The sequence below is a fragment of the Microvirga puerhi genome (assembly GCF_020089865.1).
In the GTDB taxonomy this organism is placed as follows: domain Bacteria; phylum Pseudomonadota; class Alphaproteobacteria; order Rhizobiales; family Beijerinckiaceae; genus Microvirga; species Microvirga puerhi.
Window position 1 is genome coordinate 29,628 of sequence record NZ_JAIRBM010000022.1, and the last position, 9,654, is coordinate 39,281.

At 62.3% G+C, this 9,654-nt stretch carries 14 protein-coding genes; 7 read left to right on the forward strand and 7 right to left on the reverse strand.

All coding sequences use genetic code 11. The features are described from left to right. Window positions 1–11: 11 nt before the first annotated feature. On the reverse strand, window positions 12–1,202 hold the full coding sequence (gene mepK, locus K9B37_RS21120) for a peptidoglycan L,D-endopeptidase MepK (protein WP_224315517.1): 1,191 nt from the start codon (window positions 1,200–1,202) through the stop codon (window positions 12–14). Window positions 1,203–1,482: 280 nt separating this feature from the next. Beyond that, complete coding sequence (locus tag K9B37_RS21125) at window positions 1,483–2,178, reverse strand: L,D-transpeptidase (protein WP_224315518.1); 696 nt, start codon at window positions 2,176–2,178, stop codon at window positions 1,483–1,485. A 154-nt stretch (window positions 2,179–2,332) separates the two neighbouring features. Here K9B37_RS21125 and K9B37_RS21130 point away from each other — a divergent pair, with 154 nt between their 5' ends. Continuing rightward, entirely contained in the window at window positions 2,333–2,629 is a 297-nt protein-coding gene (locus K9B37_RS21130; protein WP_224315519.1) for a hypothetical protein, read from the forward strand. Between the two features lie 140 nt (window positions 2,630–2,769). Further along, the gene (locus K9B37_RS21135) at window positions 2,770–3,588 is read left to right on the forward strand and encodes a M55 family metallopeptidase (protein WP_224315520.1); all 819 of its coding nucleotides are present in this window, start codon (window positions 2,770–2,772) and stop codon (window positions 3,586–3,588) included. Window positions 3,589–3,675: 87 nt separating this feature from the next. Here K9B37_RS21135 and copM read toward each other — a convergent pair whose 3' ends face one another. Together copM and K9B37_RS21145 are read right to left on the reverse strand one after the other, a co-directional pair. Further along, the gene (copM, locus tag K9B37_RS21140; RefSeq protein WP_224315564.1) at window positions 3,676–4,050 is read right to left on the reverse strand and encodes a CopM family metallochaperone; all 375 of its coding nucleotides are present in this window, start codon (window positions 4,048–4,050) and stop codon (window positions 3,676–3,678) included. A gap of 49 nt (window positions 4,051–4,099) precedes the next feature. After that, window positions 4,100–4,312 carry a heavy-metal-associated domain-containing protein gene (locus tag K9B37_RS21145; RefSeq protein ID WP_224315521.1) on the reverse strand — a complete coding sequence of 71 codons (213 nt, stop codon included), beginning with the start codon at window positions 4,310–4,312 and terminating at the stop codon, window positions 4,100–4,102. 206 nt (window positions 4,313–4,518) lie between these two features. Between K9B37_RS21145 and K9B37_RS21150 the strand changes: the two genes are divergently transcribed. Next, the gene (locus K9B37_RS21150) at window positions 4,519–5,055 is read left to right on the forward strand and encodes a cytochrome b (RefSeq protein WP_224315522.1); all 537 of its coding nucleotides are present in this window, start codon (window positions 4,519–4,521) and stop codon (window positions 5,053–5,055) included. A gap of 18 nt (window positions 5,056–5,073) precedes the next feature. On the opposite strand, the gene K9B37_RS21155 is transcribed toward K9B37_RS21150, so the two are convergent. Next, entirely contained in the window at window positions 5,074–5,934 is an 861-nt protein-coding gene (locus K9B37_RS21155; RefSeq protein WP_224315523.1) for a LysR family transcriptional regulator, read from the reverse strand. Between the two features lie 94 nt (window positions 5,935–6,028). Between K9B37_RS21155 and K9B37_RS21160 the strand changes: the two genes are divergently transcribed. Together K9B37_RS21160 and K9B37_RS21165 are read left to right on the forward strand one after the other, a co-directional pair. Continuing rightward, a complete protein-coding gene (locus K9B37_RS21160; RefSeq protein WP_224315524.1) occupies window positions 6,029–6,331 on the forward strand; it encodes a putative quinol monooxygenase in 303 nt (100 codons plus the stop codon). Then, a complete protein-coding gene (locus tag K9B37_RS21165) occupies window positions 6,328–6,618 on the forward strand; it encodes a DUF2798 domain-containing protein (protein WP_224315525.1) in 291 nt (96 codons plus the stop codon). The genes K9B37_RS21160 and K9B37_RS21165 overlap by 4 nt, the downstream gene beginning before the upstream one ends. 47 nt (window positions 6,619–6,665) lie before the next feature. Here the strand turns inward: K9B37_RS21165 and K9B37_RS21170 are convergent, their stop codons facing one another. Further along, entirely contained in the window at window positions 6,666–7,472 is an 807-nt protein-coding gene (locus K9B37_RS21170; RefSeq protein WP_224315565.1) for a class I SAM-dependent methyltransferase, read from the reverse strand. A 410-nt stretch (window positions 7,473–7,882) separates the two neighbouring features. Between K9B37_RS21170 and K9B37_RS21175 the strand changes: the two genes are divergently transcribed. Beyond that, window positions 7,883–8,200 carry a hypothetical protein gene (locus K9B37_RS21175; RefSeq protein ID WP_224315526.1) on the forward strand — a complete coding sequence of 106 codons (318 nt, stop codon included), beginning with the start codon at window positions 7,883–7,885 and terminating at the stop codon, window positions 8,198–8,200. A gap of 111 nt (window positions 8,201–8,311) precedes the next feature. After that, window positions 8,312–8,605: a GIY-YIG nuclease family protein gene (locus K9B37_RS21180; protein ID WP_255616711.1), complete on the forward strand. Its 294-nt coding sequence runs from the start codon at window positions 8,312–8,314 to the stop codon at window positions 8,603–8,605. A 353-nt stretch (window positions 8,606–8,958) separates the two neighbouring features. On the opposite strand, the gene K9B37_RS21185 is transcribed toward K9B37_RS21180, so the two are convergent. Next, complete coding sequence (locus tag K9B37_RS21185; RefSeq protein WP_224315528.1) at window positions 8,959–9,501, reverse strand: hypothetical protein; 543 nt, start codon at window positions 9,499–9,501, stop codon at window positions 8,959–8,961. Window positions 9,502–9,654 lie beyond the last annotated feature (153 nt).

Genomic DNA, 9,654 nt, shown 5'->3' on the forward strand with positions numbered 1-9,654 from the left:
TCGCACCGACTTTAGAGTCCGGTGCCGACGCTTGCGCTCGCCTGGCGCATGGGTGCCGGCGGTTTCACCGGCAAAGGCTTGACGGCCGGGCCCGTGAATCCGGTCGTCGACAGGTCGCTGTTCAACTCGGGGGCGAATCCAAGATCGAGGAAGGCGGTTCGCGGATCGAACAGCGCTTTGACGGATGCGGTCCGGTCGGGGCCGATGATCGGGGCGATCGACGAACGGGCGGGCGTGGCGAGCGCGGCCGTCACGATCGGCCGTTCCGGGCGGGGCGGTTGAGGCGGCTCGATTGAGGCGATGAGCAGATCTTGCGGTCGCCGGGGCGGGATGGGGGCTAGCGCCAATGCCGTGTCAGGCACATCCGATGCGATCGTCGGCGCAGCCAGAGCGACGGTCCGCGCGGGTGGCTCCGCCGGCGCCGGACGTGGTTCCTTGCGGTTGAACAAGGCTGTCATGATGCTGCCGAGGGATCCGCCCGAGGCGGCCTGGGCAGCAAGCGCCGCATTGCGCGGCAGGATTTCCGCCTTGGCCTGCTCGTATCCCGCCAGCGGCCGGCCGTTGCTCGGTAGATGGACGGTCTTGCCGTCCGGGAACAGTCGGGCCAGCTGATCCTGGCTCATCCGCGGCCAGGCGCGGACATTGCCGGTGTCCACGTGGACGAATTCCGAAGAGGGGTAATAACCCACGCCTCCGTATTGCAGCTTCATGGCAATGGCACGCAGGCGGCCGATCTCCACGTCCGGAAGTCTGATGTCCATCGCCTTTCCCAGCATGTGCTGGCTGTGCTCCGATACGCCGCTCGATCGGCGCCGGAGCATGGCGTTGGTCTGGGGCGAGCGGTAGGCCGAGATGATGTTGATCGGCTGCTTCGAGCCGCTCTCCTGATAGACCTCCCACAGCACATCGAAGAGACGCGGATCCATTTTGGCGGGCTGGTCGGTGCGCCAGTCGCGCAGGAACCAGTTGAGTTGGGTGAGCGCCTGCTCGTCGTAGCGGCCGTTGCGCCTGAAGGTGATCGTCGCGTTGTCGCGCCGATGTGTATGGAAGAATGAAAGCGTACGCGTGTCGCCGTCGGCGGCTGCATCCTGGGTGGCGACGACGGCGGTGAAGAAGGCGAGTGCCGATGCGGCGGAACACAATGCAAGAGCGATGAGCCGCTGCGCGGATGCGCGGCGGCCGACGAGCGGCGCGGGGACCATGACAGACCCTCCCGAACGCCGGTCGTGACGAGAAATCCCCTTGATATCCTTATGTACGTCCGACGTCCCGGTTGCCTTGGTGGCGACAAACCGTGGCAAAATTGGAGCAAGCCCGAAGGAGGTGCGCAGGCAGCGGGCGAAACGGACAGGCGACGCGAACGGAAACATCCGTCAAGTGTCGCGTCGAGCCTTTAACCGAGCGTTAGCGACGACTGGAAAATTTCGTACTGGATTTTAGTCCTCGCTTGACAGGAAAAATTCTCCGCTCGGATCTTTCCTGTCACGAGCGCTGGGCGGATCGCCGTGTTCCGCCGCCGCCTCCAAGCACGACCACCCGCGTACCCACCGGTGTCCGTTGATAAAGGTCGACCACGTCCTGGTTGATCATGCGGATGCAGCCGGAGGACACGTTGGTGCCGATGGTCCAGGGCTCGAAGGTGCCATGGATACGATAGAGCGTGTCCTTGTTGCCCTGCCAGAGGTACATGGCGCGGGCGCCGAGCGGGTTGCCTGGACCGCCGGGCATTCCCGGCCCGCCCGGAAGATCCCCCATTTGCTCCATCAACTCCGGCTGGCGTCCGAACATCTCTTTCGGGGGATACCAGTCTGGCCATTCCTGCTTGTCGTGAATGGTCGCTTCGCCTGCCCAGGAGAAGCCAGCCCGACCGACGCCGACGCCATAGCGGATGGCCCAGCCACCGTCTTGCACAGCATAGAGGTAGCGGGATCTGGGATCGATCACGATGGTGCCGGGCGGCTCCGGCCTGTCATAGGGCACCTGCCGTCTCAGGAAGGCGCTGTTGATCCGCGACAGCTGCACGCCCGGAATCGGGTAAATGTCATTATCGATGGGAGCATACATTCCCGCGTAAGAGTTTCTATCCCAGAGCCCCTGGGCGGCGCTCCCACGCGATTGAAGGGCAAAGCCCGTCAGGGCCGGCAGCCCGATCAGGAAGGCGCGGCGGTCGAGATTCATCTTTCACCTCCTCCAGAGCGTTCGCCTGGAGGGACATCTAGGCAAGGACGGGCGCAGGACCAGAACGGGAGTGCTCAAAGTTGCCCGGGAACCTTATGGAACTCAAATAGTTACGCTTCGTTAACTATATGCTGTTCAACCTAGGCAGATCCTCATGACTCCGATAGGCGATGATCCCCACAAGGCGCGAAGCAACCTGCCGCCCTTGCCGCGGCAGGTTCAGGACTATCTCGGCCAGAAACTCCGGGCCCAGCTCTACGAGATGGCGCCAAAGCCGAAATATCTCGGCGATCCGGCCATCCCGCAGGAATTCGACGCCCTCATCGAGAAGATCGAGAGGCGGGAGCAGGCTACACGGAGCGAGCAGGTCGCCCGGATTGCGCAGCAGGCTGTCGAGGAGGCTCTCAAGGGCCTGTTGGACGCTTCGCGCGTGACCCTGAGCAAATCCTGACGTTCTCCTCATTCCCAAGTCATGCGTGCTGGATTTCCCATCGGCGCGTCGGTTGACGTTTGCTGCAAAGGCCCGCGAAATCTTCACCAACTTGAGACGGTTTGTCGGATAAATCTTCCGTCGCAAGTTCGGAGATTTCGATGAAGATCTATATCTCGGCGGATATCGAAGGCGTCGCCGGCGTCGTCAACCCGCAGCACGGAGCCATGGGCAACGCGGAATATGAACGCGCCCGACGGCTGATGACGCAGGAAGTCAATGCTGCCATCGACGGCGCCTTCGCAGGCGGCGCCACGGAAGTACTGGTCAATGACTCCCATGGCGATATGCGCAACCTGCTGCCGGAGGATCTCGATGCCAGAGCCGAGGTCATTCTGGGCAAGCCGAAGCCCATCAATATGTTCGAAGGGCTCGCTGCCGACCATGCGGGCGTGATCTGTCTCGGCTACCATGCCCGTGCTCGCGCGCCAGGTGTCCTGGCCCACACGGTGAACGGCTTCGCATTCGGGCGCATTCGGCTGAACGGATTGGAGTTGGGAGAGGCGGGCCTCTACGGCGCCTATGCGGGCAGCATCGGCGTTCCGGTGATCCTGCTCACGGGCGACGATTGCCTGCGCGACGAGACGAAGGAGCTGTTTCCGGACGCTGTCTATGCCGTCGTGAAGCAGTCGCTAGGCCAGCGCGCGGCGCGAAGCCTCGCGCCGGAGCGTGCGCGGGCGTTGATCCGTACGAAAACGGAAGAGGCCGTGCGTGGCGCCGGTGTCGTGAAGCCGTTCAGGCTCGAGGCTCCTTATCGGCTGGAAGTGGAATTCAACACGCCGGCTTTGTGCGATCTCGCAGCCGTCATTCCGGTGGCGACACGCATCGATGCCGTGACCGTCGCGTTCACTCCCGACAATGCCGAACACGCCGTGCGATGGGTCAACACGCTGTCGGCTCTCTCCGCCATCCTGCGCTGAGGATCGAGGGCTTCGCGCAATCGACGGCGAAGTTCGCCTGCAATAAGGCCTCGCTCCCGATGGCTCCGGGAGCGAGGAGAGCGTGCGTTACTCGACGCCCTTCTTCTTGAGCCATGCGCGCATCTCGCTGATCTCGCGCTCTTGTTCGCGGATCACGTCGGTCGCCCATTTGCGCACTTCTTCGTCCTTGCCGTGCTGGAGGACGACCTTCGCCATGTCGATGGCGCCTTGGTGATGCGGAATCATACCGCGCACGAAGTCGATATCGGCATCGCCCGAGAAGGGAATGTCCATGTCCTTGTGCATTTTGGCATTCGCCTCGCGATAGGCCTTGGTGGCGGGCGCCTCGGCACTCGATGCGGGGGCCGCGTGGCCCGAATGTCCTCCGTGGGAGGCGCTTTGGGCGAGGGCTGCGCCGGGTGCAGCAGCGAACATGAGAAGCACGGAAAGGGTACGGAACATCACGATAGAACTCCGATTGAGGGGAACAAATGGGGTGGATTGATGCGGGTTACGCGCCAGGCGCCGCAACGGGCGTGGCCGGGTAGCCGGCGTCCTGTAGTGCCGCCTGCAGGGCATCGGCCGTCTCGGTGGAGCTCACCGCGATGGTGCGCTTTGCGAGATCGGCCTCCACGCGCGCCTGGGGATCGAGAGCCTGGACAGCGCGCGTGACGGTATCGAGGCATCCGCCGCAGCGCATGGATGGGATGAGGAACGATTGCATGAACGAGATCCTTGTTCGAAAGGGTCTCTGGGGCTTGCCACCATGGTAAGGTCAAGGCCCATCTTTCAGTCACGCTTCGGGCCCGGCACGCCTGCGGCGGAAAGGGACTTGCCATCTCGCTGCGGCGCAATAATCTAGAATCGTTCTAAGCGCAGATCGTCCTCAGGCAGGGGAGGGCGTGGGCGCATCTTCAAAGGATGCACTTTATGTCTCTCGACTCGACCGACGGTCACTACGACCGGATGACGATTGCCCTGCACTGGATTACGGCCGCCCTCGTCGTTGTTTTATGGATCTTCGGCCAGACTGCCGACCTCTTCCCACGAGGCCCGCTTCGCACGGGCGTCTGGTCCCTGCATGTGACTCTCGGATTCGCGCTCGCGCTGGTACTCATTTTTCGTGTCTTCTGGCGCGCCGGGCCGGGGCGGGCCCTTCCTGCCGCCGATCCCGGGTTGCTGCACCTGATTGCGAAGGTAACACACTACCTCCTCTATCTCCTGCTCGGAGTTGCCGTCGTGCTCGGCATCGCCAATGCCTTCGTGCGCGGCTACAACCTGTTCGGCTTGTGGACTCTGCCGCAGCTCGGCGATCCGGCCCTGCGGCGGCCGATCACCGGTTGGCATGAGCTTGCCGCCAACGGCATCATGATCGTGGCTCTGATTCATGCCGGTGCTGCGTTGATGCACCATTATCTCTGGAAGGACGGCGTGCTGCAGCGCATGGCCGTTCCCCGTCGCGGCTGACCCATGTCGGCAACCGGTTCAAGCCTCCCGCGCCGGTTGCTGCACGCAATCGGCTAGGAAAGCAGCGACTGCGGCGACGGCGGCATTGCCGCGAAGGTCTTCGTGATAGGTGAGCCAGACGTCCCGGAAGAAGGAGGGGCCGTTCGGGCCCGCCCTGACGAGGCCGAGGGCCTCGGCCTGGAATGCGGGCAGGGCGGCAACGCCGGCGTGAGCCTGCGCCGCGGCGCCCTGAATTGACAGATCGTTGGTGCGGAACACAATAGGTCGGGACCCGGCCATCGTCTTCAGCCATGTCTGCTGGGGCACGTCGTCCAAGCTTTCGTCGAAGGCGATGAACTCGTAGTCCTCCGCTGCGCGAGCGGTGAGGTAGGCCCGCGATGCATAAAGACCGTAGGAGACCGATCCGGCCTTCCGGGCGACGAGGCTGGGATCGTTCGGGCGCACGAGGCGCAAGGCAAGGTCGGCCTCGCGCCGCGGGAGCGAAACCGTGCGGTTTTGTCCGAGCAGGCGCAGGCGCAGGCGCGGATGGGACTGCTTGAGGAGCGGCAGTCGCGGTGCGATGAGCAGGGTTGCGAAAACCGGCGGTGCGCTGACGGAGATTTCGACTGCGATCTCCTGCTGGCGTGCGTGAAGGACGCGCTCCACGGCGAAGGCTTCGGCCTCCATGCGGCGCGCGTAGTGGGCAACGCTCTCGCCGTCGCCGGTCAGCACATAGCGGCCGCCTCGCCGGTCGACGAGCTTTGCACCCACCGCCGCCTCGAGCGCCGCCACCCGGCGGGCGACGGTCGCATGCTCGACGCCGAGCCGCCGGGCTGCGGCCGACAGGGAGCCGTCATCCGCCAGCGCCACGAAATGCCGGAGGTCGTTCCAGTCGAACATTCCCGATTCCTTCACAGTCCGTGGGAGGTTTTGTGGAATTTCGCACAGTCCCGGCGCGGTGCAAGGTGCCCCCGTTCCTCCCACGGAGATATCCATGGCACATTCAACCGTTACCCCTTCGGCGCGAAAGATCGTCCGGATCCGGGCGCGGCCCGGCCTCGCGGAGGTGGCCCGCAATGCGCTTCTCGATCTGGAGCGCGACACCCGCGCAGAGGCCGGCTGCCGCTCCTTCACCTTCTTTCAAGCCCTCGCTGAGCCGGATGCTTTCCTGCTAGTGGAGGAGTTCGCAGACGAGCAGGCCCTGGCGATCCATATGGATCTTCCCCACACCCGTGCCTTCTTTTCGCGCGATCTCGTGGCCGAAATCGCGCCCTTCGAGCAGGGGTGGATGTCATGAGCGGTGGCGCAAGCACTCCGGCGAGCCTATCCCTCGGATCAATCCGCCTGCGGAAACTCCCGGCGAGGGCGCAGATCGTCGTCTTTCCGATGATATTGTCCCTGCTTATGTCCGGAATCGTTTCGACCATCGCCACCCTGCGGGCGGCTGGGCTCGATGCCGAGATCGTTCCGAAGATCCTTCAGTCCTGGATCCTGTCCTATGCGGTGGCTTTTCCCACCGCCCTGGTCGTCATGCCCGTCGTGCGCCGGATCGTGTCGCTTCTGGTGGACATGCCCAGGTCCTGACCGGCGTGGCCTGACCGGAGGGCGAGGTTCCGTCCGAAGTGAACAGCCTAACGCCGCGCCGTCACGACCAGCGCGCTCATCCTGTTCGTGAATTGCGACGGCCCGAACTGCTCGGCGAGCGCATCCATTGTTCTGTCGGTGATCTCGTCGAGTCGCTCCTTCGCGCGCGCCTCGATCTCGTTGCGCAGGGGCGAGCCCTGGCACAGACCGGCCGCAGGTTCGCGGGCCGAGGGCGCTTCCGTCGATTTCGTGACGGTTTCAATAACGATGTCGGAAAAGCCTGCCTGCTGCAGCTCGCTGCGGATGCGCTCGGGATCGTTGTAACCGAAGGGGACGCGCGCGATGAAACCGGGCGGATCATCCGGAAAGAGCCTGCCGATCGCCTCGTGCACCGCCAGGCTGACCGGATTGGCGTCGAGCCTGTCCCACACATTGAACATCAGCCGCCCGCCCGGCTTGAGAACCCGCGCCGCTTCGCGATAGGCGCCGACCTTGTCGGGAAAGAACATGACACCGAACTGGCATGCCACGGCGTCGAAGGACGCACCATCGAACGGCAGGGCCTGTGCATCCGCCTGCTTCCACGTCACGCGCGGATGATCGAGCCGCGTCGCCGCGAGGTCGAGCATGCCGGGGTTGAGATCCGTCGCGACGATCTCGGCCTCGGGCAGCGCCGCCGCCATGGCCCGCGTGACGATGCCTGTGCCCGCAGCCGTCTCGAGAATGTGCCGCGGTCCCGCATCCCGCATCCGCCGCGCCATGTCCTGCGCATAGGGCTCGAACAGGAGGGGGCCAAGGAAGCGCTCGTAAAGGACGGGGATCGAGCCCGCGAAGGTGACGTCGGTGACGCTCATGACCACCTCCACCGTAAAAGCGTGATCATCCTGCCCGCTGCGGGCCACGACAACGGTGCAAAGGGAGAGGTCTCGCCGGAGCACCGCCATTGACCCCTGCTCCCTTCCTTCTTCTTTTAGTGGCGCATCGCATCACGCAGAAAACTGGGTCCACTTTTCTGTACGATGCGCGAACCTTCCCGTGTTATCTCGTCACCGGAGCCGGACGCATCCGGCTCTGGGGCGTCAGAACCTCAACCCGAGGCGGTCGGTATCGGCCGTCAACGATACCTTCCCTACCGTTATGGTCGGGGAGGTGTTGCCGTATGTCCAAGGCGAAAGCCCAAAGGGCAATACGGTCGTCCTCGGGCGACTTCTGAACTCCCCGACCACCAGGGCCCCTGGTGGTCGTCTCAGACGAGGAGTTCACCATGGACCAGCCCTATAGCATCGTCGCCGACTGGCTCTCCAAATTCCACATCTGGCCGGAATTCATCCAGGCCCTGTGGGTCATCGCGATCCCGGTGACGGTGCTCGGCACGGCGTGGATCATGATGCGGGGCGTGAGGGAGATTGTGGTGGCGGCGCGTGGGGAGGGGCGGGGGCGGATGGCTTACGGTGTGATCCGAGAAGGCGGAAATCGTTTGCTGTCGTCTCATCAGCCCGTCATCTCACCCGCATCGTCATCCCCGGCCTTGAGCCGGGGATCCACGTCTTTCGCGCGAAATGACGAAATGCCTCGTGGATAATGTCGACTCCTACGCTGTCTTGCCCAACGGCGCCGAACAAAGACGTGGATGGCCGGGTCAAGCCCGGCCATGGCGAGTGGTGTTGGGATTGAAACTTAGTATCTTTCGTCCATGCAGAAGGGCGGTTGGGTCTATCTCATGTCCAACAGGCGCAACGGCACGCTTTACATCGGCGTGACCAGCGAACTTTCTCGCCGAGTCTGGCAGCATCGCGAGAGCCAAATTAAAGGGTTCACCAAACGCTACGGGCTCAAGCTTCTCGTCTATTACGAATGGTTCGAGGATATCCGCGATGCGATCCAGCGCGAGAAGACCATGAAGCACTGGCCCCGCGCCTGGAAGGTCCGCCTCGTCCACGCCATGAACCCGACATGGGACGACCTCTACGAGACGCTGAACCAGTAGGCACTGCGCCTGTTCTTCATCCGCGTCATAGGCGGGCTCGTCCCGACTATCACATCTTTGGATCCACAGCACCCGAAAGGCGTGGATCCCCGGGACAAGCCCGGGGATGACGCTGCTAACGAAGTTGTCTCTAAAACTGGAGCATCAAGCCGCGCCCGTCGCGTCCTCTTTTCTAGAGCGGACTCACTGCTGCCCTACTCTCCCGTCATGCCCGGACTTGATCCGGGCATCCACGACTTCCTCGCCGCGACAAGATGTGAAGACCTTGAGCCGTACGGATTGGCTGCTCCGTTTTTTAGCCGTACTGCGTTTCAGAGGGAGCTAAGGGCCGAAAGAGCTGCTTGGTATCGCTTTTAGGATGAGAACTGCTCGTCCTCGATGCTCTCCGGCTCATTTTGAACCATCCTGCGGATGAGTGCGAGGCAATGTTCATAGCTCTTCCAGGGATTGAGATGTGCACCTAGGAGATCATCCACCGGAAGGGATGACAGATCGCAATTCTCTTTCGCTGCTAGAAAGTCAAATGCAGAATAAATGACTCGTCTAAATTTGTGTTTTTGCGCTTCTTGCTCATATGCCGAAAGCGTATCTCCGTTATCATAAATATCATTGAAGATACTGTTGGCAACGGCGATCTGAAGAAGTGCGCCTTTTGTCGAGTTTGCTCTGAGTGTGGTGAGGTTGTCGATCATGATAGTATATCGGTGATAGAGTTCCTTCTCTTCGCTCTCCATATAAATCGACGCTGATCCTGATGCATTGCGCCGATCACAATCCAGTTGCTCGCACCGGTCAATACTTCTCTTGATTTCCTCGCCCATTTTTACAACCAAATCGCATTCTGCGGAAAGTGAGTGAAGCGCAATTGCCTGGGAGCGATTGAGCTGTACGGTCATGACAGGTCCTCTCGACATTTCAAGTTTCGACAAAGTCAAACTGACAATCAAAGAGGCTTTGAAGGAGCTGGCGTTATGCCACTATGTGAACTGCAAGGAGTTTAGTATTTGCAGCCTCAAATCGCTTGAATTTAGGGCCGTCGCTCAGTGCGT

Coding starts and splice junctions, on each gene's coding strand:
- K9B37_RS21165 (WP_224315525.1), top strand. CDS start 6,328: ATGAGCGGTGGCGCAAGCACTCCGGCGAGCCTATCCCTCGGATCAATC.
- K9B37_RS21155 (WP_224315523.1), bottom strand. CDS start 5,934: ATGTTCGACTGGAACGACCTCCGGCATTTCGTGGCGCTGGCGGATGAC.
- K9B37_RS21180 (WP_255616711.1), top strand. CDS start 8,312: ATGCAGAAGGGCGGTTGGGTCTATCTCATGTCCAACAGGCGCAACGGC.
- K9B37_RS21175 (WP_224315526.1), top strand. CDS start 7,883: ATGGACCAGCCCTATAGCATCGTCGCCGACTGGCTCTCCAAATTCCAC.
- K9B37_RS21135 (WP_224315520.1), top strand. CDS start 2,770: ATGAAGATCTATATCTCGGCGGATATCGAAGGCGTCGCCGGCGTCGTC.
- K9B37_RS21125 (WP_224315518.1), bottom strand. CDS start 2,178: ATGAATCTCGACCGCCGCGCCTTCCTGATCGGGCTGCCGGCCCTGACG.
- copM (WP_224315564.1), bottom strand. CDS start 4,050: ATGTTCCGTACCCTTTCCGTGCTTCTCATGTTCGCTGCTGCACCCGGC.
- K9B37_RS21160 (WP_224315524.1), top strand. CDS start 6,029: ATGGCACATTCAACCGTTACCCCTTCGGCGCGAAAGATCGTCCGGATC.
- K9B37_RS21130 (WP_224315519.1), top strand. CDS start 2,333: ATGACTCCGATAGGCGATGATCCCCACAAGGCGCGAAGCAACCTGCCG.
- K9B37_RS21150 (WP_224315522.1), top strand. CDS start 4,519: ATGTCTCTCGACTCGACCGACGGTCACTACGACCGGATGACGATTGCC.
- K9B37_RS21185 (WP_224315528.1), bottom strand. CDS start 9,501: ATGACCGTACAGCTCAATCGCTCCCAGGCAATTGCGCTTCACTCACTT.
- K9B37_RS21170 (WP_224315565.1), bottom strand. CDS start 7,472: ATGAGCGTCACCGACGTCACCTTCGCGGGCTCGATCCCCGTCCTTTAC.
- mepK (WP_224315517.1), bottom strand. CDS start 1,202: ATGGTCCCCGCGCCGCTCGTCGGCCGCCGCGCATCCGCGCAGCGGCTC.
- K9B37_RS21145 (WP_224315521.1), bottom strand. CDS start 4,312: ATGCAATCGTTCCTCATCCCATCCATGCGCTGCGGCGGATGCCTCGAT.